Origin of the sequence: Mycobacterium sp. ACS4331 (genome assembly GCF_001667265.1) — a bacterium.
Classification (GTDB): Bacteria; Actinomycetota; Actinomycetes; order Mycobacteriales; family Mycobacteriaceae; genus Mycobacterium.
Genome location: NZ_LZHW01000028.1, coordinates 71,275 through 93,878 on the forward strand (window position 1 = coordinate 71,275; position 22,604 = coordinate 93,878).

At 67.2% G+C, this 22,604-nt stretch carries 24 protein-coding genes; 9 read left to right on the forward strand and 15 right to left on the reverse strand.

The annotated features are described in order from the left end of the window. Positions 1–5 precede the first annotated feature (5 nt). The gene (locus tag A5727_RS07535) at positions 6–1,550 is read left to right on the forward strand and encodes a class I adenylate-forming enzyme family protein (RefSeq protein ID WP_082949653.1); all 1,545 of its coding nucleotides are present in this window, start codon (positions 6–8) and stop codon (positions 1,548–1,550) included. A 28-nt stretch (positions 1,551–1,578) separates the two neighbouring features. Here the strand turns inward: A5727_RS07535 and A5727_RS28355 are convergent, their stop codons facing one another. The 12 genes from A5727_RS28355 to A5727_RS07595 form a co-directional block, all read right to left on the reverse strand. Further along, positions 1,579–1,701, reverse strand: a complete 123-nt coding sequence (locus tag A5727_RS28355) for a hypothetical protein (protein WP_286150035.1) — start codon at positions 1,699–1,701, stop codon at positions 1,579–1,581. A 112-nt stretch (positions 1,702–1,813) separates the two neighbouring features. Next, complete coding sequence (locus A5727_RS07545; protein ID WP_068247019.1) at positions 1,814–3,211, reverse strand: HNH endonuclease signature motif containing protein; 1,398 nt, start codon at positions 3,209–3,211, stop codon at positions 1,814–1,816. Between the two features lie 424 nt (positions 3,212–3,635). After that, complete coding sequence (locus A5727_RS07550) at positions 3,636–4,559, reverse strand: alpha/beta hydrolase (RefSeq protein WP_068247022.1); 924 nt, start codon at positions 4,557–4,559, stop codon at positions 3,636–3,638. Next, positions 4,556–6,070, reverse strand: a complete 1,515-nt coding sequence (locus tag A5727_RS07555) for a flavin-containing monooxygenase (protein WP_068247025.1) — start codon at positions 6,068–6,070, stop codon at positions 4,556–4,558. Before A5727_RS07555 ends, A5727_RS07550 begins: the two co-directional genes overlap by 4 nt. 4 nt (positions 6,071–6,074) lie before the next feature. Further along, a complete protein-coding gene (locus A5727_RS07560) occupies positions 6,075–6,794 on the reverse strand; it encodes an SDR family NAD(P)-dependent oxidoreductase (RefSeq protein WP_068247028.1) in 720 nt (239 codons plus the stop codon). After that, on the reverse strand, positions 6,791–7,186 hold the full coding sequence (locus A5727_RS07565) for a nuclear transport factor 2 family protein (protein WP_068247031.1): 396 nt from the start codon (positions 7,184–7,186) through the stop codon (positions 6,791–6,793). Before A5727_RS07565 ends, A5727_RS07560 begins: the two co-directional genes overlap by 4 nt. Before the next feature lie 10 nt (positions 7,187–7,196). Continuing rightward, positions 7,197–8,375 (reverse strand): acyl-CoA dehydrogenase family protein, encoded by a 1,179-nt coding sequence (locus A5727_RS07570; RefSeq protein WP_082949654.1) that lies wholly within the window; start codon positions 8,373–8,375, stop codon positions 7,197–7,199. Continuing rightward, positions 8,372–9,304: an acyl-CoA dehydrogenase family protein gene (locus tag A5727_RS07575; protein ID WP_068247034.1), complete on the reverse strand. Its 933-nt coding sequence runs from the start codon at positions 9,302–9,304 to the stop codon at positions 8,372–8,374. Before A5727_RS07575 ends, A5727_RS07570 begins: the two co-directional genes overlap by 4 nt. Before the next feature lies 1 nt (position 9,305). Next, entirely contained in the window at positions 9,306–10,091 is a 786-nt protein-coding gene (locus A5727_RS07580; RefSeq protein WP_068247037.1) for an HpcH/HpaI aldolase family protein, read from the reverse strand. Between the two features lie 4 nt (positions 10,092–10,095). Then, positions 10,096–11,073 carry a zinc-binding dehydrogenase gene (locus A5727_RS07585; protein ID WP_068247040.1) on the reverse strand — a complete coding sequence of 326 codons (978 nt, stop codon included), beginning with the start codon at positions 11,071–11,073 and terminating at the stop codon, positions 10,096–10,098. Between the two features lie 2 nt (positions 11,074–11,075). Then, positions 11,076–12,305, reverse strand: coding sequence for a cytochrome P450 (locus A5727_RS07590; protein WP_068247043.1), 1,230 nt, complete (start codon positions 12,303–12,305; stop codon positions 11,076–11,078). Positions 12,306–12,312: 7 nt separating this feature from the next. Continuing rightward, a complete protein-coding gene (locus tag A5727_RS07595) occupies positions 12,313–13,017 on the reverse strand; it encodes an NIPSNAP family protein (RefSeq protein WP_068247104.1) in 705 nt (234 codons plus the stop codon). Between the two features lie 78 nt (positions 13,018–13,095). On the opposite strand from A5727_RS07595, the gene A5727_RS07600 reads away from it, so the two are divergent. From A5727_RS07600 to A5727_RS07610, 3 genes are all read left to right on the forward strand, one after another. Next, positions 13,096–13,908: an SMP-30/gluconolactonase/LRE family protein gene (locus A5727_RS07600; protein WP_068247046.1), complete on the forward strand. Its 813-nt coding sequence runs from the start codon at positions 13,096–13,098 to the stop codon at positions 13,906–13,908. After that, positions 13,908–14,738, forward strand: coding sequence for a thioesterase family protein (locus tag A5727_RS07605; RefSeq protein WP_068247049.1), 831 nt, complete (start codon positions 13,908–13,910; stop codon positions 14,736–14,738). The genes A5727_RS07600 and A5727_RS07605 overlap by 1 nt, the downstream gene beginning before the upstream one ends. 139 nt (positions 14,739–14,877) lie before the next feature. Continuing rightward, positions 14,878–15,399: a TetR/AcrR family transcriptional regulator gene (locus tag A5727_RS07610; protein ID WP_068247051.1), complete on the forward strand. Its 522-nt coding sequence runs from the start codon at positions 14,878–14,880 to the stop codon at positions 15,397–15,399. Here A5727_RS07610 and A5727_RS07615 read toward each other — a convergent pair. Then, a complete protein-coding gene (locus tag A5727_RS07615; RefSeq protein ID WP_068247053.1) occupies positions 15,389–16,579 on the reverse strand; it encodes an acyl-CoA dehydrogenase family protein in 1,191 nt (396 codons plus the stop codon). The two genes, A5727_RS07610 and A5727_RS07615, sit on opposite strands and share 11 nt — an antisense overlap. A gap of 128 nt (positions 16,580–16,707) precedes the next feature. Here A5727_RS07615 and A5727_RS07620 point away from each other — a divergent pair, with 128 nt between their 5' ends. From A5727_RS07620 to A5727_RS07630, 3 genes are all read left to right on the forward strand, one after another. Continuing rightward, positions 16,708–17,415 (forward strand): DUF427 domain-containing protein, encoded by a 708-nt coding sequence (locus A5727_RS07620; RefSeq protein ID WP_068247056.1) that lies wholly within the window; start codon positions 16,708–16,710, stop codon positions 17,413–17,415. Positions 17,416–17,468: 53 nt separating this feature from the next. Beyond that, a complete protein-coding gene (locus A5727_RS07625) occupies positions 17,469–18,470 on the forward strand; it encodes a magnesium transporter CorA family protein (RefSeq protein WP_157521274.1) in 1,002 nt (333 codons plus the stop codon). A gap of 266 nt (positions 18,471–18,736) precedes the next feature. Continuing rightward, the gene (locus A5727_RS07630) at positions 18,737–19,492 is read left to right on the forward strand and encodes a L,D-transpeptidase (protein WP_082949655.1); all 756 of its coding nucleotides are present in this window, start codon (positions 18,737–18,739) and stop codon (positions 19,490–19,492) included. Positions 19,493–19,543: 51 nt separating this feature from the next. On the opposite strand, the gene A5727_RS07635 is transcribed toward A5727_RS07630, so the two are convergent. Together A5727_RS07635 and A5727_RS07640 are read right to left on the reverse strand one after the other, a co-directional pair. After that, positions 19,544–19,732: a ferredoxin gene (locus A5727_RS07635; RefSeq protein WP_068247059.1), complete on the reverse strand. Its 189-nt coding sequence runs from the start codon at positions 19,730–19,732 to the stop codon at positions 19,544–19,546. 7 nt (positions 19,733–19,739) lie between these two features. Beyond that, positions 19,740–21,029, reverse strand: coding sequence for a cytochrome P450 (locus tag A5727_RS07640; protein WP_068247062.1), 1,290 nt, complete (start codon positions 21,027–21,029; stop codon positions 19,740–19,742). A 115-nt stretch (positions 21,030–21,144) separates the two neighbouring features. Between A5727_RS07640 and A5727_RS07645 the strand changes: the two genes are divergently transcribed. Further along, complete coding sequence (locus tag A5727_RS07645; RefSeq protein ID WP_068247065.1) at positions 21,145–21,729, forward strand: TetR/AcrR family transcriptional regulator; 585 nt, start codon at positions 21,145–21,147, stop codon at positions 21,727–21,729. A gap of 48 nt (positions 21,730–21,777) precedes the next feature. Beyond that, positions 21,778–22,497: an SDR family NAD(P)-dependent oxidoreductase gene (locus A5727_RS07650; RefSeq protein ID WP_068247069.1), complete on the forward strand. Its 720-nt coding sequence runs from the start codon at positions 21,778–21,780 to the stop codon at positions 22,495–22,497. Positions 22,498–22,604: the final 107 nt, after the last annotated feature.

Below are 22,604 nucleotides of genomic sequence, written 5' to 3' on the forward strand. Positions count from 1 at the left end.
CTTTCGTGCGCGCTACACACCCGCCCGCACCTTCCGACGCCGCGCGGTTCCGCGCCTCGGGTCGCTGGCGTGCACCGCAGTCGGTGGAACGGCACCTGGCGGAATTGGCCGCGGGGGGCGATCGCACTGCCCTGATCGACGAGACTGGTACCTGCACCCACCGCGAACTGGCCGCTTTGGCCGACCGTGTCCGCGCAGCGTTGATTGACGCCGGCGCGGGCCCAGGGGATCCCGTCCTCGTCGTGGCACCACTGCGCATCGGTGCGGTGGCCGCGCTGCTGGGCAGTCGGTTGGCCGGATGCGTCGCGGTGCTGGTGGACCGCAGGGCGGGCGCCGCCGACGTGGCCGCTGCGTGCGCGGCACTGCCGCCGCGTGTGATCCTTGCCTACGACGCAGACGCCGAGAAGTTGTCCCTGGCGACATACGGGCCTGTGCTGTCGGTCGAGCGACTCCTCGTCGTGCGCAACCTCTTTGAGGGTGCCGATCCCTTTGCGGGAGCGCGTCCCGCTGAGGGAGCCCGTGCGCTGCTCGATCCCGACGACCCGAACCTGGTGCTCTTCACGTCAGGCACCACGAGCACACCGCGAGGCGTGCTTCACACCCTGAACAGTCTGCGCTGCGGAACCCAGAACATGGTCGAAGCCCTGAGCCTGCGCCCCAACGACACCTTCCTGCTGTCCAGCCCACTCGCGAGCATCACCGGGGTGCTGCAGGTCGAGTCCGCGATCATGGCACAGGCGAGCGTCGTGCTCGCGGATCGATTCTCGCCCGAGGATGCGCTGCAGGCCGTGCTCCGACATGGCGTCAGCGTGATAGGCGGGGCGCCGATCATCTCGGAGACGATCTTCGCCGAGTGTGACCGTCTCGGGATCACAGAGTTGCCGCTGCGGTGTATTGCCTTGGGCGGGTCGATGATCGGGCCCGGTGTCCTGGCGGCGGCCCGGCGGTTGAGGGTGGACTATGTGCGCGTCTACGGATCGTCTGAGGTGCCGTTCTCGACCGCCACCGAATTCAACTGCTCCGACCATGACGGCACACCGCTTCCCGACGTCGAGGTTTCCCTCCGCGCCGACGAGCTGCTGGTCCGTGGACCCCATCAATTTCACGGGTACCTCAACCCCGCGGACAACGCCGATGCGTTCTGTGACGGTTGGGTGCGCACCGGCGACCAGGCTGAGGTCGACGGTGCCCGTGTGCGCATCACCGGTCGCCTTAAGGATGTGGCCGTCCGCAAGGGTCTGAAGATCTCGCTCGCTGAGGTCGACGCCGCAGCAGCAGTCCTCGGCGAGTGCGCGGCATTCGCCGTGCCCGACGACGTCACCGGTGAGCGAGTGGCGCTGGCGGTACATGCTCCTGCTTCATCGGACCTGAGTTATGCCGCTGTGGTCGACGCACTGCTCGCGACCGGCCTGGCCCGCTGGAAGCTGCCCGAGCAGATCGTTCTCTGGGACGGTGAGCTTCCCCGCACTGCCAGCGGCAAGGTCATCCGCCGGGAACTCGCCGACCCACGCCGGCACCTGCGCACCCTCCTCGCGCCACGGTTGCGCTAGTCGCATCGAGGTCGGGAACGTCCGTGCCTCACGGATCGCGGTCGGCGCCGTGCGCACTGTCATCCCGCTGCCAGGGGTCGGGGTCGGGGTCGGGCCCGCCGCCCACTGCCCTCGCGCCAGCCGGGATCAGCACCGCCTGCACTGCACTCAAGCCAGCCGGGATCAGCACCGCCTGCACTGCCCTCGCGCCAGCCGGGGTCGGGGGGCCGCGTGCGCTGTGCTCCCGCTGCCAGGGGTCGGGGGACGCGTGCGCTGTCCACCTGTCAGCCGAGGTCGGGGTCGGGGCCGCTGGCATCGTCCTCCTCGCGGGGTGCGAGGAGGTTTTCGGGGTGGTGGTGGTCGTTGACCCGTGGTCCACCGTTGTCGAGGTGGGGTGGTGGGATCCATTCACACCGCCCGCGACGCATGCGGGTCCGCCATTTGGTGGGGCCGACTTTGCGGTTGTCGGGCCCACACGCCAAAGCCAACTCATCGATATTCGTTTCCCCGCCCTCGCCCCAATCGAGGGTGGCGTGGTGAACCTGGGACTGATACGCCGAGGCGGTGCAGCCGGGTGCGGTGCAGCCCCGGTCGCGAGCATGCAGCACGATCCGCTGGGCCGGGGTCGCGATCCGCTTGGCCCGCCCCAGATACAACGCCTGCCCGTCGTCGTCGAACACCGACAGGTAATGGAACGCGTGGGAGGCCATCCGGATCAGATCCCGCATCGGCAACAACGACCCGCCAGCGGTGATCCCCAACCCCGCCCCCGAGGACAGTTCCTTCAACGTCGTGGAGACGATGACCGTGACGGGCAGCCCGTTGAGCTTCCCGAGTTTCTTCGACGCGAGCAGCATGCGGCCGCCGGCGACCAGGGCGTCGTGCTGGCGTTGGGCTGTGGTGCGCTGGTCGGCCTGGATCTGCTCCTCCGACGGCCGCCCCGACACGCACGGATTGTCGTCGTCGGGGTTGCACATCCCGGGTGCGGCGAGTTTGGCCATCACCGGTTCCAGCACCGCCCGGGCTTCGGGGGTGAGGTGTCCCCGAAGTTCGGTCAATCCGTCCGGACCCTGCTTGCCGAAGGTGATACCGCGGCGGCGTTGGATGTCGGCGTCATTGAACGACCCGTCGGGATCCAGCCACAACAGCATCCGCTCCAACGCGGCCCGCAGGTCGGGCACCCCCATCGTGGCGGCATGGTCGGCGACCAACCGCTCCGCCTCCACCCGGGCACTCAGATCGACATGGTCGGGCAGGGCCCGAAAGAACTCGCGGATCCTGTCCACGTGCGCGGGTCCGACCCGGCCCTCAGCCACACCGGCGGCGACGTTCGGCAGCACCGGTTCCAACACCTCGCCGGTCATCGCCCGTCGTGGTCCCAGGACTTCAGCGTCGGCGACGCGTAGGCGAGCCTCCTCGGCCGGAATCCGCAGGCGATGCGTCAGGACTTTGGCGACCTTGTCGCCACCCAGTTCGTCGGGCCCACACTCCTGCAACCGCGCAATGAGTTTGTGGTCGACAGCCGCATCAGCCCAGGCCAACTTCTGGCGGACGTCCAGGACGTGGAGGACCTCGGTGGCGGTGAGTCCGTCGACCGGCAGCGCGGCGAGTTTCTCCTGCGCGGCGGCGACGTCGGCAAGGGCGTCGAGCACGTCCTCGCGAGTCACCAGGGCCGAAGTCATACTCGAACAGTAGTTCGACCCACCGACAGAAATCGTCGCGACGTGACAGGAGAAATCCAAGGGGCGAAAGAGATTTCAGGTGTCGACGTGGCCAAAGTGACATGATTCCGTGAAATTCGCTCGTAGTCGGGCATTTCAAACAACGGACCCGGAGACACAGCCCCCCCGACGCCCCGGCCACCGGATGGCGAACGAACGCCGCACTACGCGCTCAGTTCACACCCCGTGCAACGCCCGCCGCAGGGCAGCGCCCCGAATGTCGAACAACGGGCGACTCACCCTCCCACCTACGGCACACCAGAAAGTGACATGAATCCCTGAAATTCGCTCATAGTCGGGCATTTCAAACAACGGACCCGGAGACACAGCCCCCCGACGCCCCAGGCCACCGGATGCCGAACGAACGCCGCACTACGCGCTCAGTTCACACCCCGTGCAACACCCGCCGCAGGGCAGCGCCCTGGATGTCGAACAACTGGCGACTGACCTCCCACTGCGGCACCAGAGAATCGAACCCGTGGCACGTGCCCGGGAAGACGTGCAGTTCCACGCTGACACCGGCCCACATCAACCGCAGCGCGTAGTCGACCGCCTCGTCCCGCAATGGATCGAGTTCCGAACAGGTGATCAGCGCTGGCACAAGCCCATCAAGCGACTCCGACCGCGCGGGCGCGGCTGCGACGGACACCCTCCCCGAAGGCACATAGTGCTTCCACATCTGTTGTGCGGCAATCCCATCAAACCCCGGCGTGGTGGTGAACTCCTCCTTGGACGGACTCGGCCGGTCATCGAGCACGGGCTGGTGGAGCAACTGGAACACCACCGGCGGAAGGGAACCGGCGGCAGAGCACTGCGCCAACCGGGCAGCTAGCGCTCCACCAGCGCTGCTGCCGGCCACCGCGACGCGGTCGGCATCAACGCCCAGCGCCGGAGCATTCGCCACCAACCAGGCCAACACCGCTGCCGCATCCTCGAAGCCAGCTGGGAACGGATTCTCTGGAGCCAGCCGGTAATCGACTGAGATCACGGTGCACTCCGCGAGTCGGGAAAACTCCACACACTGCAGGTGGTCGGTGTCGAGGTTGCCCAACACAAATGCCCCGCTGTGGCAGTACACCACCGCCGGCGCGGGATCAGGTCCGCCACGGTAGATCCGAATGGGAACCACGCCCCCGTCATCGACGGGCACCGCGTCGTCGACGACGGTCACCCCCGGAGACTCAAGTGCCGCCGCGATCTCATGCCGTCGCGAGTCCAACGACTCGCGCACCGCGTCGAGCACTTCTGGCGCCAGGTTGGTGCGGAACTCCGCGAACGGAAGCAGCGGGGGCGCCAGTCGCGTGATCAAGAGACAGCCGCCGAATGCGACGTCACGACGATCGGCCGCACGTCCGGGGTGGCCGACGGTTCAAAGATGTAGTCGCGCGCCCGGAATCTCCGTGTCATGGCCCAAAACACTCGGGCGCTGCGCGGCCACTGCGTGACCACCCGTCCATTGGCCGCGCGAAAGTAGTTGCTGCACCGCGTCGTCCAGACCGTGCCCACCATCCAGCGATCAATCTTGGCGATGTAATCGGTGGTGGCGTCGCGCCGCACAGCCACGTACGACCGTCCCCTGCGTCGCATCCTCCGCACAGCCTGCACGATATAGCGGGCCTGCGCCTCGAGCACGAAGATCACGCTGTTCGATCCCACATTCGTGTTGGGGCCGTACAGCATGAAGAAGTTCGGGAACCCAGGCACCGCCATACCCATGTATGCGTACGCGCCGTCGCGCCACGTGTCGTGCAACGAGACCCCGCCCTCGCCGCGCACCTCAATCTGAGCCAGATAGTCCGCGACCGCATACCCCGTCGCACAGACCACCACGTCGACGTCGAGTTCGGTGCCGTCCGCGGTGACCAAAGACCTGGACCGCAGCGCCCGCGCCGGTGAGGACACCACTTCGACGTTGTCGCCCGCCAGCGTCTGCAGGTAGTCCGTGGCGAACACCAGCCGCTTGCACCCCAGCGGGTGATCGGGTGTCAGGCGCTCACGCAGGGCGGCATCTGCAATGTGGGTCTCCAACTGCCGCAGGGCAACGGCCTTGAACTCCTGTGTCTTGTCGCTGCCGTGCTCGATCACCGAGATGTTCTTCTCGCTGCGCAGCCACAGCCTGGTTCGGTAGATCCGCTTGGCCAATGGCACATTCCTGAACAGCCATCGCTCGCGTTCGGTGTACGGCCGGTCGGGTTTGGGCAGAATCCACGTCGGCGAACGCTGCACGGAGTACACGTGCGCGGCTTCTTTGGCAATCTCCGGAAGCACCTGCGATGCAGTGGATCCGGTACCCAGCACCGCGACACGGGCACCGGTCAGGCTCACCGAATGGTCCCACTGCGCGGTGTGCATGATCGTGCCCTCGAACGGTTCCTCCTCAACGAACTCAGGGGTGAGCGGTTGGTTGAACACCCCGACCGCCGAGACCACGACATCGAACGTGTGCTGTTCTCCGGTCGCGGTGGTGAGCTGCCACGACTTCGTGGCCCCGTCCCACGAGGCAGACACGATGTCGGTGTTCAGCCGCAGGTGCGCGGCCAGGCGGTGGCGTCGGGCGCAGTCCTCGAAGTACCGCAGGATTTCCGGCTGGCCGGCCCACAACCGGGTCCAGTCGGCGTTCAGATCGAAGGAGAACGAGTACAGATGCGACTTCACATCGCAGGCCAGACCGGGATAGGTGTTGGTCCGCCAGGTGCCGCCGACCCCGTCCTCACGGTCGAAGATCGTGAAGTCCTCGAATCCCGCCTTCTTCAGGAACACCGCGAGTGCCAGCCCGCCGGGCCCGGCGCCGATGATTCCCACCGAAAGACTCTTGGCCACAATGTCATCCAATCCGCAGTGTCTGGCCGCCGTCGACGACGAGTTCCGAACCGGTGATGAAGGAGGCCTGTTCGGACAGCAGGAAGGCCACGGCGTCGGCGATCTCGCTCGGCGTGCCCAACCGTCCCGACGCGGCGAGCCTGGCCTGCGTGTGCTCATCGAGCATGGGTGTCTGCACCGGACCCGGCAGTACGGCGTTGACCCGGATGCCGTCGGCCGCCACTTCGGCAGCCGTGATCTGAGTCAGCCCGCGCAGCGCCCACTTCGAGGACCCATACGCAGCGTGGTGCGGGAAGGCACGGACAGCCCCCGTACTGCACGTGTTGACGATGGCCGCGCCAGACGCCTCCCGCAGCGCGGGCAGGCAGGCCTGAATGCCGAGGAACGGACCCAGACAGTTCACCCGCCAGGCACGTTCGAAACCTTCCGCGGTTTCGTCCGGCAGCGCCGCTCGGTGCAGCACACCGGCATTGTTCACCAAGGACGTCAACGAACCGAACGACGTCAGGGTCCGCTCGACGGCAGCCTTCCACTGGTCCTCGGAGGTGACGTCCAACTCCACGGCGATCACGCCCTCGACGCCGGAGACACTGGCGGTGAGTTCCTCGGCCGAGATGTCGCACGCGGCCACCCTGAACCCGTCCCGCACCAGGCGCGCGACAATCGCCGCACCCTGTCCGCGGGCGGCGCCGGTCACCAGGGCGACCGGCCCGGCTGCCGTCACTGCTGATCCTGGGGTGAATCGGAGAGGCCGTCCGCCGTGAGGAACCGGCACCGACGGCGGCGAAAACGCCAGCGCCCGTCCGTCTTCACCAGGTCGTCGTCGTACAGGGCGGGACGCATGGTGTGGCTGGCGGCGTCGACGAAGAGCACCTGCGTTGTGGCGGTGGCGGTGTCGCCGTCGATATGGACACGGGACACGCCGGTCAGATGCATGCCGCGCGGCGCGCGGGTGAACATCCTGCGCACGCGGTTCGGGCCGAGGAGGGTCTTGCCGAACACGAGGTATTCGGAGTCCTCGGTGAACAGTTCGACGCATCCGTCGATGTCGTCGGTGTCGAGGGCCAGCGCATACTCGGCGATCAGGTCACCGATCGCCTCGCGGTCAGAGGTCATCTCGTTCCTTTCACCAGGACCTGGGGAGTCCGAGGAGCTGCGTGGCCAGCACGTTGTGCACGATCTCGGAGGACCCACCCGAGATCGTCAGCGCCCGAGACCACAGGAAAGCCTGCTGCCAGCGGTGGTGGACGTCGTGTCCCGCCTCGGTCAGGCGCCCCGTCGTGGCCAACGTCATGGCGTGGCGGCAGAGCGCAACATTGAGTTCGGTGTAGAGAAGTTTGGCGATCATGCCGTCGGTCGGGGTGTCTGTGCCCGCACTGACCTTGGCAACGGCGTCCCGCGCGATGTGTTGCACCGCCGTGACCCGCGCCTTGAAGTCGGCCAGCTCGGTGCGGACGACGGGGTCGGCGATGGCGGGGCCGTCCGGAAGTTCGACGCACCTGGCGAGTTCCACGAGGTCGTCGAAGAGCAGTTCGAGCATGACGGCGTTGGCGCCCACGTAGGCCCGCTCAGAGGCCAGGCCCGAATTGGCGACGGACCAACCTCCGTTGACCTCGCCGAGCACGCTGTCCGAGGGCAGTATCGCGCCGTCGAAGTAGACCTCACAGAACTCCTCGGAGCCCATCATCTCGCGGATGGGGCGCACATCGATGCCGGGTGTGGCCATGTCGACGACGAACATCGTCAGGCCCGCCTGGGGTTTCGCCGCGTGCGAATCCGTCCGCGCCAGGAGGACGCCCATCTGGGACCACTGCCCATCGGTGGTCCACACCTTCTGGCCGTCGACGCGGAACGTCCCGTCCTCCTGCTGGATCGCCCTCGTGGTCAGCCGGGCGAGATCACTGCCCACCCCGGGCTCACTGAGCAGCTGACACCAGATGTCCTGCCCAGAGCGGATTCTCGGAAGATACTGACGCTTCTGCGAGGCGGTGCCGAAGGTGACGATCAGGTGGGCCGCAAGCATGACCTGGTCGATCGGTCGGGGCGCGCGCGCCCGGACGATCTCCTCCATGACCACCGCGTCGTGTTCGGGGCGGTGGTCGGTGCTGCCCCCGTACTCGACGGGCCAGGAGCCGCCCATGTAGCCGGCGTCGAAGAGAGCCGCATACCAGTTCCGCACCGCGCGTTCAGTGTCGGCGTCTCGCGGGACACGGACGCCGTCGTACCACTGCCCGGCGGGGGCGTTGGCGGCGATGAACGCCCGCACCTGCTCGCGGTACTCGGCGCCGACCGTGGTGGCGTTCACCAGCCCATCTCCTCGGCCAGGCGGTGGTGCGGACGTCCGGGTCCGCACGCGATGGCGTCATTGGCCACCACGCGGCGCAGGTGGAAGTGATGGCCCCACTCCCAGGTGAAGCCGATGCCGCCGCACAGTTGGATGCAGTCGCTGATGATTTCGGCGCCCCGTCCCCAGAAGAGTGTCTGAGCGACGGTGACCGGCACACGCCAGTCCGCGGACTCACTGTCGAGTGCGGCGACCGCCGCGGCCAACGTGAGTCGAAGCTGCCGAACCATGACCTCATGGTCGACCAGACGGTGCGCAACGGCCTGATACTTACCTATCGGCGCCCCGAATGTGGTGCGCTGCTTGGCGTATTCGACGGTCCTGTCCAGCACCTGCTGCACCGATCCCAGTGTGTCGGCGCAGTACAGCAGCGCACGAACGGCGAGCGCACGGTCTGTCCGCTCAACATCCGCCACCTGATCCCCGGCGATCGAGTACCGCACCCAATCCCGCGTCACGTCCAATGCCGAGAGCTCCTCGACGTGGGCGTCCCCGGCACGAACTGACGTGAGCCCGGACTCGTCGGCGATCAGCAGTGTGGTGTGCTCCGGGACCCGCACGGCCGGATCGTGTGCAACCACCAGGATGGCCGAATCATGTTCGGTGGTGAGGCAGGTCGCGGCGAGCGCATCACAGCCCGGCCCGGGGTACAGCGCGCGGCCGAGTTCCGCGGCGACCACGACGGCCATCGCAAGCGATCCGTCCGGAGGTTCGATGGCCGACCACAGCCCCTGATCGCGGAGGGCATCCCAGCTTTGCGGCCAGGACTGTGCCCAGCCGTCGTCGGGACACCCCGGAAACAGCGTGGCGAGCGACTCGCGGACCGACGAACGCAGCAGCGTGATCTCGGCCGGGTCTGATCCAACTCGGTGGTCGGTCGCCGCGGGCACCTCAGCTGTATCCCTTCGTGCCCGCGGTGTTGTCGCCAGTGGTCCCCGTCGCCTCGCTCAAGTGCTCCGCGGCACCCCGGCGCAGCGCCTGCGATTCGGAAGCCAGGGTGATCATCTGGAAGCCCCAGGAATTCACCATGTTTCCGATCGTCCCGGTACCCGCGTGGATTCCGGCCACCACGCCGGCCCGATTCGCGGCGGCCGCGATGGATCGGATCGCGTCGGTGACCTCACGGGCCGTCCACATGTCGGGGAGGGCATGGCCCATCGAGATCGCCAGATCTGCTGGACCCACGTAGACGCCGGTGAGGCCCGGCACGGCGCAGATCTCGTCGACGACCGGAAGCGCTGCCGCGGTTTCGATCATCGCGAACACGCCAGCGCGTGCCTCCAGTTCCGCGGCGTCCGTTCCCATGCTCGCCCGCAGTGGCCCGAAGCTGCGCACTCCCGCCGGTGCATACCTGGTGGCGGCGACGGCCTGAGCGGCCTGATCCGGCGTCTCGACCATGGCGATCACCACAGCGTCGGCACCGGCGTCGAGCACCCGTCCGATGGGCGCCGGATCGGCCGACGGCAGCCGCACGACCGTGGCGATGGGCACGTGTTCGAGTCGGCGCAGCATCAACGCGACGTCGGCATCACTGAGATAACCGTGCTGCGTGTCGAATCCGACATAGTCGTATCCGGTCTGAGCGAACTCCTCGGGTCCCAGCACCGTCGGGCCGACCACCCAGCCACCCCACGCCACTGAGCGTTCTGCCACCGTGCGTTCGATCCTGCTCGGCATCGAATCAGCCCTCCGATCCCGCGATGGCGATCTTGACCCGAGTGGGGTCGGGACGCGCCGCCAACTCGAACGCGGCCTGCACGTCGTCGACACCGAAAGTGTGTGTGACGTAGTTGGGCAGCAGGTCGCGATGCTCGCGCGCGAACTCATCTGCGGCCCGCAGGACCCGCGCCCGCTCGAGTGTCACACCGGACTTCAGGGTGAGGTTGTTGCGCAGCATGGTTCGCATCGAGATGGGGTAGCTGTCATCGTCGGGCACGCCGAAGTAGAAGACGGTGCCACCGGGCGCGACGGCCTCGACCGCGTGCTGCAGTGTCGCCACCTGATGACCGACGGCTTCGATCACGATGTCCGGTTTCGCTTTCGGGTCCAAGTGGCTCACCCACCGGTCGCTGGTGGCGCGCACGATCGAATCCACCCCGAACCGTGGACCGACTGCGGATCGCTCGATCGGGTCCACGCCCGTCACGTGACTCGCACCCAGGGCTTTGGCCGCATAGCCGAAGAGCAGTCCGATCGAGCCCTGTCCGATGATCGCCACGTGCCGCCCGGCTATCTCGGGAATCTGTTCGAGGGCGTAGAGCACGCACGCCAACGGCTGCAGGCCGACCGCCAACGCCGGGGGTAACGCCGGGTCGTACCCCGCCAAGCCGTTGCCATCGGCCACCACAACGCCTTTGAGCCCGTCGAAACCAGAGGCCCAGCCGACCACCCGGTCGCCGGTGCGGTGGGTCGGGTGCCGACTGGCCAGCACCTCGCCGACGATCTCGTGGATCGGGAATCCGGTCATCTCCGCGGCGCTGGTGCCGGTGTCGCCGGGCAGTCTGCCCTTCGCACCGCGGAAGCCGGGAAGATCGCTGCCACAGATTCCGGCGGCCAGGAAGCGCAACAACACCTGATCGGGTTCGAGCGAGTCGGGTGACGGTTCGGGCAGTTCGAGGCGCTCGAACTCGTATGGCGCCACCAGCCGATAGCCCCACACCGTCAGACCTCCACCGGAATGGTGTTCCAGCCCCACTGGAAGCTCGACGGTGGCCGCGACGCCGACTCGGCGAGGATGCGGTAGTCGCTCACCCGCTTGAGGAACTCCTGGATCATGATGGTGATCTCGAGCCGGGCGACGTGCACGCCGAGGCAGAAGTGCTGGCCGTGACCGAACGACAGCAGTCGCTCGATCGGCCGGTTCCAGATGAAGTGATCCGGGTCGGCGTACTCCCGTTCGTCCCGCGCGGCCGAGCCCAGCAGCGTGATGACCCGTTGGCCAGGGTTGATCGTGACTCCGTGGATTGTATACGGACGGCGGACAGTTCGCGCGAACCACTGCGCGGGGGCGGCGTACCGGATGATCTCTTCGCCCGCCACCGGCACGTTCGTCTCCAGATCGGCGCGGACCGCGGCCAGCTGGTCTGGGCGCTGCTCCAACTGCCACAGTCCTGACGCCGTGATCTTCGGCACCGTCTCGGTGCCACCGATGAACACGCCCAGCATCTGGACGGCGGCCTCCGTGTCGGAGAAGGCCGAACCGTCGGGCAGCCGAAAGTTGATCAGGCTGTCCGCGATCGGGCAGGAGCCGTCAGCGCCCTCGGCGCGGCGTTGTTCGATGATCGGCGTCAGATAGGACAGGTAGCCGGGCCGAGCGTTGCCGACCTCGACTCCTTCACCGGGTTGCGCGAGGCTGCCGGCGTTCACCGTGGCAAGCACCTCGGCCGCCAGATCGACCGGCAGGCCGACGAATTCGCACACCATCGACGCCGCGACGATGCCGCCGTAGTCCTGGGTCAGGTCGAAATTGCCGCGGGGAAGCAGTTCGTCGAGACGCTCGTTGGCCAGCGTGCGGATCCGATCGGCCAGTTTGGCAGCCGAACGTGGCCGGAACTGGGCCGAGGTGCAGCGACGGACGTTCTCGTAGATCGGCGAGTCGAAGTTCGCGTGGAACGGCATGGGGTGCAGCGGCGGATCCGCCACCGGACCGGAATTGTGCTCGCTCAGGACGTTGGCGGCCGGCAGCGTGCCCTCGGAGGCGACGAAGGTGCCGTCGGTCACCCCGAGCACCTGCCAGATGTCCTCGAACCGCGACAGCGCGTAGGTGTCCCATTTGGGGATGTAGTAGACCGGATGGTGGTCACGCAGCACCTGGTAGTACGGCAGCGGATCCGCCATCACGTCCGGGTCGAATGGATCGTAGGTGAAGTCCTGCAGCACGGGCTGATTCATCGCGGGCCTACTTCAGGGGCGAGGGTGGCAGCGCGGACAGGATCGAGTCCTCCCAGCCGTCTCGCAACGCCGGCGCGACACTCATCCACGTGACGATCTCGGCGGGGGGTTGGTCCTTCCACGACGGATAGTGGTTCTCGAAGCAGTCCCAGTCACCGTCGAGCGCCCAGTAGTGGATGACCTCGTTGAACCGGAATGTCGTGATGAACGACCCCAGCCAGCGCTTGCCGGTCGATTCCGACCACGGCACGTACAGCCGTTCCAACTCGCGGATGTAGTCGTCCTGTCGGCCCGGTTTGGTCTGCATGATCTCCTGGATCACCAGACCGGCCGTGAAGTTCGACTCCTGCAGTTGCGCCAGCGTCTTGTTGTACTTGCCCGCGTACATGATCCGGCCCTCGCCGGAGGCGCCGACACCGGACAGATACCTCTGCCAGGCCGTCGCGGCGTCGGCGTGGCTGCCGCCGCGCGCCTGCGCCCGGCCGATCCGGGCATAGTCGGCGAACGCATCGATCTCCCAGATGACGGTGACCTGTGGCCAATGCCCGTTGTAGGGCGTGCTCTCCCAGAGCGAGAACAACCGCGCGCCCAGTGATTCCATCATCGGCTGGTAGATCTCGGTGAACGCGTCGGTGAACTCGTCGGCACCGCCCGAGCCCAGCGCGATGGTCTCGTGCAGATACAGCAGCGTGTGGCCGTAGTACTTCTTCATGGTCATGCGTGGACGCCTGTTGACAGTGGCACCCTGCGAGCGTGACACTTGTCGCGTGTTTTGTAAAGGCGCGATCTCGTGAGGACGATAGCCGACGGATTCTGCTTCGGGGAGGGTCCACGGTGGTTCGAGGGCCTGCTGTGGTTCTCCGACATGCTGGGTGAGGCCGTGCACACCGTGACCCTCTGCGGATCGATGACGACGGTGCCCGTACCCGGCCACGCGCCGTCGGGCCTGGGGTTCTGCCCAGACGGCTGCCTGCTGGTGGTGTCGACCGAGAAACGCCAGCTCCTGCACTACGACGGCGAGGAGTTGACCGGATTCGCCGACGTCGCCCATCTGGCGCCGGCCAACCTGGGCGATCTGGTGATCGACGCGCACGGACGCGCCTATGTGGGATCGCAGGCCCGATCGGGCGGGGTGATCATCCGGGTGGACCGTGACCGCAGCGCCCGCGTCGTGGCCGCCGACCTCGACTTCCCGAACGGCATGGTGATCACGCCCGACGGCGGAACGCTGATCGTCGCCGAATCGCTGGGCCGACGGTTGACGGCCTACCGAATCGACCACGCCGGCAACCTGCACGACCGGCGTGTCTTCGCCGACGGTCTCACCGCCGCACCCGACGGCATCGCACTCGACGTCGACGGCGCCGTGTGGGCGGCCATGACATTGGGGGGCCGGTTTGATCGGATCGTCGAGGGCGGCGAGGTCACCGAGAGCATCGACATCGAGGGGCGCGCCGCGATCGCGTGCGCCTTCGGCGGGGAGGAGCGTCGCACCCTGTTCCTGCTGTCCAGCCCCGATGCCTATCCCGAACGCCTGATCGGCACGAAGAACTCGCGCATCGACGCTGTGACCGTCGACGTGCCCGGAGCGGGGAGACTGTGATGTCGGACTGCTATTACGAACTCGTCGGCGTCGACGTCCGTGACGATGACCGGCAGTGGGAGCGGTTCACCTGCACCGACCTGGTGCGCAGCACGTGGTCGGCCAGCATCCAGCACGGCGCCCCGGTGTCGGCGCTGTTGGCCCGCGCCCTGGAACGCTGCGCGCAGCGCGAGGACACCAGGCTGACGCGCGTGGTCGTGGACCTGCTGGGCGGTGTCCCCGCCGACGGAGACATCTGGGTGTCCGCCACGCTCGAGCGCTCCGGCAGGCAGATCGAACTGATCAGCGCCGAGATGCTCGGTGCCGGCCCCGACGGGCAGCCCCGCACGGTGGCACGGGCGTCGGGCTGGCGGATGCAGAGGCTCGACACCCAGTCGCTGCTGCACGCGCCGGCCGAGCCGATCCCGCCGTTGGCGCAGGCCAAGTCCCGGGACATGCGCAAGGACTGGGACCGCAACTATGTGCACAGCCTCGACTGGCGCTGGCTCACCAGCCCGCTCAACGACGGTCCCGGGATGTCCTGGATCAAGCCGCTGGCCGACCTGGTCAACGGTGAGTCCATGACGCCACTGCAGCGACTGTTCGCGGTCGCCGACTGCGCCAATGGCCTGGGCAACAAGCTGGACATTCGGAAGTGGACGTTCCTCAACACCGACCTGACGGTCCACATCCACCGCGTGCCCGATGGGGAGTGGACGGGAATTCGAGCCGAAACCAGCTACGGCCCGGACGGAGTGGGCGCGACCCTCGGCACGTTGTACGACGAGCGGGGTGCGATCGGCGCGATCGCGCAGTCGGTGCTGATGCGGCCGCAGCCGCCGCGAAAGTGACGCGCGCACAACCCTGACCCGTCACTGTGGTCCCCTTCGACGATCCGCGACACCAGCCGTGACATTCTGGTACACCTTTGTAAAGTAGCTGATTCTGCGATCCAACGCCGGTACCCGGCAGCGGGTGAGGCGGTGCCACGTGAACGAACCGCCCGGGGACGCCTCGTCGCGGCAGCGAATCCTGCTGGCCACCGCTGAAGTCCTGGCACTCAACGGTCAGGCGAAACTGAGCCTGTCGGAGGTCGCATCGCGCGCAGGGGTGTCCCGGCCGACCCTCTATCGCTGGTTCGCCTCCAAGGACGATCTGCTGGAGGAGTTCGCGGCCTTCGAGCAGCGTGCGTTCAACGAGGGAATCATCGCCGCGACCGCAGGGCTGCGCGGCAACGCCCGCCTCGACGCGGCCCTGAAATTCATTGTCGCGTATCAGCAGTCGTACTCGGGAGTTCGAATCATCGACGTCGAGCCCGAGGCCGCGATCCGGCGGTTCTCCCGCGTGATTCCGCTGATGCGGTCGGGCCTGCAACGTCTGTTGCCCGGCGACGGCGGGGCCGAGAAGGCTGCCACAGCGGTGCGAGTCGCGGTGTCGCACTACATCATCCGCAGCGATGACGCCGACCAGTTCCTGGCCCAGCTGCGCCACGCTGTGGGACTCAGGTCCTAGGTTTGGGCGCCGAGTAGTTCGGTCTGCCCAACCCCAGTTCGTGCTGGGCGATCATGTTGCGGAACACCTCCAGCGTGCCGCCGTAGATTCCGGTCGGCCCGGCGAGACGGAACACGTACTCGGCCGCACCGTCGTCCACGGCTCCCTCGGTGTCGGCGGGCAGCAGTGCGGCCGTGCCGAGGAGGTCCATGAGCTCGGGTGCGACCTCACGCATGGTCTGCGCGATCGCGACCCGACCGAACATCTCCGGTGTGCTCAACGCGGCCTCGGTGCGCGCGACGGCACGGCCCAACCGCGACTGCACGGCAGCGTCGTCGATGCGTCGCGATCCGTCCGCACCGGGCGTGCCCACCTGCGCCGCGGTGCTGTCCAGAGCCTCACCGAGCAGAAGCCCGTGTTCGGACATCATCGCGATCTTCTGCAGTCCGTCCGAATCACGCTCCATCACACCGTGTTCGGCGTCCAGCGCCACCCGCATCACGGTCCAGCCGCCGTTGGCCGCACCGATGCGGTACCGATCGGAAACCCGGACATCGCTGTAGTAGACGATGTTGGTGCGGTCGCCGTCGACGGTGCGCAGGCCCTGGATCTCGATGCCCGGTGTGTCCATCGGCACCAGGAACATCGTCAGGCTCTGATGCTTGGGGGCGTCCGGGTCGGTGTTGGTGAGCAGGAAGACGTACTGGGCGTTCTGCGCGTTCGAGGTGAACATCTTGGACCCGTTGATGATCCACTCGTCACCGTCGCGCACGGCCCTGGTCTTGCAGGTTGCGACATCCGATCCACCCTCGGGTTCGGTGTAGCCCAGGCACAGTCGGATACGCCCGGCGAGCACGCCGGGCATGACCTCGTCGAGCAGATCCTGCGGGGCGAATTTCGCCACGATGTGGGCCACCATCGCGGTGGTGCCCCAGTGGAACCACGGCGTGTGCGCGCGGCCGATCTCCAGATCCCAGATCCGACGGCGCAGTCGGGTGAACCCGCCGTCGGCCTCGTCGGCGAAGTCCGCCGCCAGCCAGCCCTTCTCGGCAAGGGCGAGGTGCACACCCTCATCGAAGTTCTCTCCGGTCTCACGATCGCGCCGGATGACGTCCTCGGTCACGATCTCGCTGAGGAGGGCACGCAGGTCATCCAGGAATGCCTGATCGTCGTCCGACAGTGCCACGCGCGAGAAGTCCACCGAATCCTCCGTTCCCAACTCCTCCGTTGAGCGTGACACTGGCTCCGATATTTGTAAATACGTGCGGCTCCCTGAGCCGGGGTTACAGTGACCACTGTGACCCAGTCATCCACAGCACCGGGGCAGCCGTGAGCCTGGTCGCGGGCCGCGGCCCCTTCGGATCCGACCGGGCCGGATGGTTCTCGGCCCCGGTCCCCGACGACCTTGTCTACGTCGAGCCGCATCCGCGGCGGGTGCGCGCCGTCCGCGGCGGCGTAACGGTGATCGACACCGAGCGAGCGCTGATGGTGCACCGCAACGGCCGGCCCTTGAGCTATGTGTTCCCCGCCGGCGAGACCGCCGATCTGCCAACCGAACTCGAACCGCACGCTCCCGGTTACGTACACGTGCCATGGGACGCGGTGGACGCCTGGTTCGAGGAGGGCCGGCGGCTGGTGCACTATCCGCCGAACCCGTATCACCGGGTCGACTGCCGGCCGACCGACCGCGGCCTGAGGGTGTCCGCGAACGGAACCGTGCTGGTCGACACCACGGACACCACGATCCTGTTCGAGACGGCCCTGGCGCCGCGGCTCTACGTCCGCCCGGCGCTGGTGCGCACCGAACTGCTGCGTCAGACCTCGACCACGAGCTACTGCAACTACAAGGGAACCGCGACGTACTGGGCCGTACATCTCGACGACGGAACGGTGATCGAGGACGTGGCATGGAGCTACGACGAGCCCCTCCCTGAGTCACTGCCGATCAAGGGTTTCCTGAGCTTCGACGCGACCCGCGTGGACGTCCTGGCCGAACTGCCCGTCGGCGACGACGGCGACTGCGGCTGCCACGCCTGACGCTGTCGGTGTGTCGGCACACACCACCTCGGCCGTGGTGCTGTGATGGACGGGTGTCGCCCAGGGACAGCATCAGAGGCCGAGTCTGGCGAAATGGCGTGCTGCAGGACGACTTCGACTTCGACGCCGTGTCGGACCACCTGCAGCAGGACGACGCCCTGGTGTGGGTCGACATATTCGACCCCGACCATGAGGCACTGCAGGCACTGGCCACCGAACTGGGACTCAACATCTGGGCGGTCGAGGACGCCGTGGCGCCCTCGGAGCGGGTCAAAGCCAGCGTGTACGCCACCCACACCTTCTTCACGGTGTACGCCGTCGACATCGAACGGCCCGATCCGCACTCGCCGCCCCATCCGCTGCTGACCAAGCACCGGATCTCGGCATTCGTACTGCCCCGCGGCCTGGTGACGGTGCGACTGCCACCACATTTCGACATCGATGAGGTGGTGCGTCGCTGGGACGAACTGGGCGGGCAGCAGTACGGAGTGGGGGCGCTGGTGCACGGCCTGCTCGATGTGGTGGTCGATGGGCACTTCGAGGCCGTCCAGGTGCTCGACGACTGCATCGAGGATCTCGAAGACCTGCTCTTCGACCCACCGTCGCGGATGCCGACGATCCAGCGCAGGACATTCCAACTGCGCAAGGACCTGGTCAACCTGCGTCGTGTCGTGCTGCCGATGCGGGAGGTGATCAACGCTGTCCAGCGTCACCGGGCCGAGGCACACCACTCCCCCGCGCTGGACCCGCTCTACATCGACCTGTACGACCACGTCCTGCGGGCCTCGGAATGGACCGAATCCCTGCGCGACATGGTGACCACGGTGTTCGAGACCAACCTTTCACTGCAGGATGCCCGGCTCAACACCGTGATGAAGAAGCTCACCGGATGGGCCGCGATCATCGCCGTGCCCACCGCCATCACGGGGTTCTACGGACAGAACGTGCCGTACCCCGGGTTCGAGATGGTCTCCGGCTTCGTGGTCAGCACCGCGTCCATCGCCGTCCTCAGTGTGCTGCTCTACGTCATGTTCAAACGTCGGGATTGGTTGTGAGGCGACTACCGCCCGTGTGTCCCGGTCGGTGACCCCACGCGCGTCCGCGCCGTGTTCTGTGGGTGACCAGCCCCGCCGTCGGTCCTCGACAGTTCTTGCCTGACGCTGCGGCGTGGCGGTGGGGATGACGACCCCGCCGGGCCACCGCACCGACCACGGCGGTGACCACGATCTGTAACGAAATGCGGATGATCAGCGAGTTCATTCAGTGACACCGCCCGTTCACTACGATCGGTAGACGTCGGCCAACCGAAGGGATCACCACCGTGCGCCATGCTCTCCGCGTCACCCTTGCTTTGCTGGGCGTGGCGACACTCACCCTGGGCGGGGCGACGGCGGTGGGCACCGCCGCCGTACCCACGCCGAAACCGGACCTCAACGTGGTGAGCGTGCAGCCGACAGGCGCGCAGACGGTCGGGGTCGGCCATCCGGTCATCGTGAACTACGGCACCCCCGTGACCGACCGGGCGGCGGCCGAGCGGTCGATCCGCGTCGTCTCCCCCACCGTGATGACCGGCAGCTACGAGTGGGTCAGCCCGACGAGCGTGCACTTCATGCCCGATCAGCTGTGGCCGGCGCACTCGCAGATCAAGCTGATGGTCGGCGGTCTGCCGCGCAGCTTCGAGACCGGGGCGGCCGTCGTGGGCGTCGCTGACGTCTCGGCCCACACGTTCACGGTGAGCATCGACGGTGAGGTCGCCCGGCAGATGCCGGCGTCGATGGGCAAGCCCAAGTTCCCGACGCCGCTCGGCCAGTTCACGGTGCTCGGCAAGGAGAACCCGGTCGTGATGGACTCCCGCACGATCGGCATCCCCCTCGACGACCCCGAGGGCTACAAGCTGACCGTCAACTACGCGGTCCGGATCACCTGGGGCGGCGTCTACGTGCACTCCGCGCCATGGTCGGTGGGCTCGCAGGGCTACGCCAACGTCAGCCACGGCTGCATCAACCTCAGCCCCGACAATGCGGCCTGGTACTACAACAACGTCGGCATCGGCGATCCGGTCGTCGTCCAGGCCTGAGCGATTTCGGCGCGCTTTCCGGCGCCCAGCGCCGGGAAACGCGCCGAAATCTCAGCGTTGCTCGATGGCGTGCTCGGGGCACGCCGCGATGGCCTCCTGCACCGCGGCGTGGAACTCCGGGGCGACGTCGTCGTCGATCGCCTCGGCATAACCGCCGTCGGTGAGGTCGAAGACCTCGGGGCAGAGCGCGACACACACACCGTGTCCGCGGCACAGTCCGTCGTTGACCCAGACTTTCATCGCCGCGTCACTCCTCCGGCCGACTCGACGGGGTGACGTCGAGGTACAGGTGGGTCAGCCCACGCAGGATGAACGTCGGGACGTAGCTGTACTCCCGAGCTCCCGCTGGGCCGTGATGCTCCTCGGAGATCCGGATGTCGCTGGTGCGGTCCAGGATTCGTTCGATGCTCACGCGTGTCTCGGCGCGCGCCAGCGGTGCGCCCGGGCAGCTGTGCACCCCACGGCCGAAGGCGATGTGCCGCCGCGCGTTCGACCGCGCGATGTCGAGCACATCGGGGTTGTCGAACTGTCGCGGATCGCGATTGGCCGCGCCGTTCATCACCATCACGGTCGCGCCGGCCGGCACCTCGACGCCGCCGATATTGGTGTTGCGCTTGGCCAGCCGGAAGTCGCCCTTGACCGGACTCTCGAAGCGCAGGCACTCCTCGATGAAGTTCGGGATTCGGTCACGCTCGGCCCGCAGCTGCTGCTGCAGTTCGGGATCCTCGGCGATGATCTTGAGCGCGGTGCTCAGAAGTCGGACCGTGGTCTCCTGGCCCGCGGTGTAGAGGTTGGCCGCGATCCGCACGACGTCCATCACCTCTGGAGTGCTGCCGTCGGGGAACTTCGCCGCGGCCATCTCCGTCAGCGCGTCGTCGCGGGGGTTCTGCCGCCGGTCACCGATGTACGCGGAGAACTTCTCGTAGAGGTACTCGAGCGGGCTGTGCGACATGGTCGCGTTGTCGGTGCCGCCGACGCCGCCCTGGCTGTGGTCCATGTGCTTGGCGAACTCGGCGCGGTCCTGTTCGGGCACACCGAGCAGGTCGGCGATGATCGCCAATGTGAAGGGGGCCGCGAACCCCTTGATGAAGTCACCGCCGCCTGCCGAGATGTAGGGATCGAGGACCGTGTCGGCGTGCCGCCACATGAACTCCTCGTTCTCCTTCAGGCGCTTGGGCGTGATCAGCCCCATCAGCAGCGCGCGGTGCGCGGTGTGCTTGGGCGGGTCCATGACCGTGACCTGGTCGCTGAACGGCAACTGCTCGCGGTACTGCTCGATCAGCTCCGAGACGTCGTCGGCCTGCCCTTCGATGGGCACCGGGAACCCGGGAAACGGTCCGGTGACGGCGGTGCACGACGAGAAGGTGTCGGAGTCGCCGAACACCGCGACGGCCTCGTCGTAACCGGTCACCACGAGGACGTTCTGATGCGGTTCCCGACGGACCGGACAGCCTGAGCGCATCGCCTCCATGTAGGGGTAGGGGTCGGCCACCAGGCTCTGGTCGGTGAAGAAGTCGAGCTTTTCGAGTTCGGTCATCGGTTCGCTTCCAGGTTCGTCCGGGCTCCATTCGACCTTTACGATCGACTAGTACGTTACTATACGATCGTAAAGCTGGATTGAGCAACGATTTGGATCGGCCAGGAGGCGGACGATGACCACCACCGCAGTTGCTGCCGATCACTCTCGCCGGGACACCCGTCAGCGGCTGATCGACGTTGCGGTCGAACTGTTCATCCAGCACAGCTTTGCCGGCACGTCGCTGCAGATGATCGCCGATGAGCTTGGCTTCACCAAAGCTGCGATCTACCACCACTTCCGGACCCGCGAGCAGCTGCTCGACGCGGTCGTCGAACCCTTCCTCGAGCGACTCAAAGACGTGATCAGCGAGGCCGAGGGCCTGCGGGGCGCACATGCTCGGGCCGACCACATGCTGACCGGATTCGCGCAGCTCGCGGTCGAGAATCGCGTGGTGTCGGTGCTGGCGTCCGACCCCGCCGTCGCACGCATGCTGCGCGCAAGTCGCGAATGGGAAGCACTGATCGAGCGCCAGATGGCACTGCTGACCGACGTCAACCCCGGCCCGGCGGGGCACGTCAAGGCCTCCGTCGTGCTCAGCGGCATCGCGAGTGCGTCCGGCCCCGCATTCGCCGGTATCGACCGCGACGAACTGCTCGCGACCCTGGTCGAAACCGGCCGGCGCGCCCTCGGCCTCCGCGTTCCGCGCGCTCGGCCCTGAAGTGGCCAGAACATCCACACCCACCACCAGCCACGAGGAAGGAACCACATGTCAAAGAGCAACGGGGAGAAAGTCGCCCTGGTGACCGGCGGCGGGTCTGGGATCGGCAAAGCCATCGCCGACCGGCTGAGCCGGGAGGGGTACCGGGTGGCCGTCCTGGACCTGACACCGTCGGACACCCCGAACTCGTATGCCGCCGACGTCACCGACCGCGCGCAGATCGATGTCGCGCTCAAGAGCATCCACGAGGACCTCGGGCCCGTCTCCATCCTGGTCAACGCCGCTGGAGTCGACGGTTTCAAGCCGTTCCTGAAGATCTCATTCGAGGACTGGCAGCGCATCGTCAACGTCAACCTGCACGGCGTATTCCACATGATCCAAGCCGTGCTGCCCGACATGATCGACGCGGGCTGGGGCCGCATCGTGAACATCTCGTCATCGAGCACCCACTCCGGGACGCCCTACATGTCGCACTACGTGTCGGCGAAGTCGGGCGTCAACGGTCTGACGAAAAGCCTGGCACTGGAGTTCGGCCCCGCCGGGGTCACGGTCAACGCCGTGCCACCGGGCTTCATCGACACCCCGATGCTGCGGGGCGCCGAGGCGCGTGGCTACCTCGGCGACATCGAGAAGACCATCGAGGCCACGCCGGTACGACGGATCGGCAAGCCCGAGGACATCGCGGCGACGTGCGCGTTCCTGGTGTCCGAGGACGCCGGCTACATCACCGGTCAGATCATCGGCGTCAACGGCGGACGCAACACCTAGATCGAAGATGGCTGTGGGGGGCGGGGGGGGCGCCCCGCCGCCCCCCCCCCAGGGGAGACGGGGGGCCCGGCGCGGGTGGCCGCCAGTAAAACGCGGGGGGCGGGGCG

What these genes read in the sequence shown, in the direction of transcription:
- A5727_RS07545 (WP_068247019.1), bottom strand. Translation starts at nt 3,211, where the DNA reads ATGACTTCGGCCCTGGTGACTCGCGAGGACGTGCTCGACGCCCTTGCC.
- A5727_RS07565 (WP_068247031.1), bottom strand. Translation starts at nt 7,186, where the DNA reads ATGACCTCTGACCGCGAGGCGATCGGTGACCTGATCGCCGAGTATGCG.
- A5727_RS07580 (WP_068247037.1), bottom strand. Translation starts at nt 10,091, where the DNA reads ATGCCGAGCAGGATCGAACGCACGGTGGCAGAACGCTCAGTGGCGTGG.
- A5727_RS07590 (WP_068247043.1), bottom strand. Translation starts at nt 12,305, where the DNA reads ATGAATCAGCCCGTGCTGCAGGACTTCACCTACGATCCATTCGACCCG.
- A5727_RS07595 (WP_068247104.1), bottom strand. Translation starts at nt 13,017, where the DNA reads ATGAAGAAGTACTACGGCCACACGCTGCTGTATCTGCACGAGACCATC.
- A5727_RS07605 (WP_068247049.1), top strand. Translation starts at nt 13,908, where the DNA reads ATGTCGGACTGCTATTACGAACTCGTCGGCGTCGACGTCCGTGACGAT.
- A5727_RS07635 (WP_068247059.1), bottom strand. Translation starts at nt 19,732, where the DNA reads ATGAAAGTCTGGGTCAACGACGGACTGTGCCGCGGACACGGTGTGTGT.
- A5727_RS07640 (WP_068247062.1), bottom strand. Translation starts at nt 21,029, where the DNA reads ATGACCGAACTCGAAAAGCTCGACTTCTTCACCGACCAGAGCCTGGTG.
- A5727_RS07645 (WP_068247065.1), top strand. Translation starts at nt 21,145, where the DNA reads ATGACCACCACCGCAGTTGCTGCCGATCACTCTCGCCGGGACACCCGT.
- A5727_RS07650 (WP_068247069.1), top strand. Translation starts at nt 21,778, where the DNA reads ATGTCAAAGAGCAACGGGGAGAAAGTCGCCCTGGTGACCGGCGGCGGG.